Origin of the sequence: Candidatus Burkholderia verschuerenii (assembly GCF_001189365.1) — a bacterium.
Lineage (GTDB): Bacteria > Pseudomonadota > Gammaproteobacteria > Burkholderiales > Burkholderiaceae > Caballeronia > Caballeronia verschuerenii.
This window is the reverse complement of record NZ_LFJJ01000379.1, coordinates 1-1,302: the sequence shown is the minus strand read 5'-3', so window position 1 is coordinate 1,302 and position 1,302 is coordinate 1. Positions and strand designations below refer to the sequence as shown.

General features: G+C 40.9%; 1 protein-coding gene. It reads left to right on the top strand.

All coding sequences use genetic code 11. From position 1 onward, the window contains the following. Positions 1-1,302: retropepsin-like aspartic protease (locus tag BVER_RS29020; RefSeq protein WP_198155488.1), on the top strand; the 1,302-nt coding region annotated here is incomplete at both ends.

Here is a 1,302-nt window from a genome sequence, read left to right as displayed (position 1 = left end):
GAGAAATGGTGGCTATCCCTCAACAATCACAACAGCAAATACAACCCGCTGATACACATCTATCTTCTCGATTAGAAGAAGCTATTGCTTACTTAAAGAGAGGAGAAGAAAGGGCAGTCAAGCAGGACGCTAGAATGGATGCCTTCGAACGCCAGAATATCAGTACTCAAGCACGACTTTCGGGTCTCGAGAAACAGATCGGAGCAATGGCAAGTCAAATGCAAAATACTCAGGTGCAAGGTCTGCCCAGTGATACTGTTCAGAATCCTAAACATGTGAATGCAATTACACTCAAGGGTGGGAAGCAGTTAGGTGAACCAAAGCCACCTGTGAGAAAAGCCTCACCACCAGAGGCTGAAGAGCAAGAGATTTCGGTCGAAGCGAGAAAGCAAGGTGAGGAAACCGAAATTCAAGAAGAAGAAAAGCAAAAGGAGGATCCAGCTGAGTCGACCTTAGTCCGAAAGGACTATGTACCAGGGAGAATAATTTGTTCTGAAAATCTTCCTGTTTATGTTCCTAAACTCCCATTCCCCCAAAGATTGCAGAAAAAGAAAGATGATGATCAGTTTGTTAAGTTTTTAGACATGCTTAAAAAGTTGCATATTAATATCTCTTTTATTGAAACTCTTGAGCAGATTCCAAAATACGTGAAGTACATGAAGGATGTGCTAACAAGGAAGAAGAAGCTGGAAGACTTGCAAACTGTGGTGGTCACTGAGGAATGTAGCGCGATCATCCAACATAAATTGCCACCGAAGCAAAAGGATCCAGGGAGTTTCACTATTCCTTGCTCAATTAGCAATTTAAATTTTGATAAATGTTTATGTGATCTTGGGGCGAGTATTAATTTAATGCCATATTCAGTGTTTCAGCAGCTAGGTTTAGGTGATTACGAACCGACTGCTATTGTCTTGCAGCTAGCTGACAAATCCACTACAAAAGCCAGGGGAGTTATAGAGGATGTGATGATTAGAGTCGGAAATTTTATCTATCCCGCTGACTTCGTGATCGTGGATATGGAGGTTGACAAGAAAGTACCTCTGATTCTCGGAAGGCCATTCTTGGCAACAGGGAGAGCACTCATTGATGTGGAGCAAGGTAATGTAACTTTGAGGTTTAATGATGAGAAGATTGAGTTTAACATTTTTAAATCCTTAAAGTTGTTTGACGATGAGAAGCATGAGTGTAATCGTGTTGAAGTAATTAACGAATGTGTGCTAGATGTTTTACATGCTTGCATTAGTTCTAACCATCTAGTCCTAGAAATTGTGAAAGAAATTACAGGAATTGAGAACGTGAAAC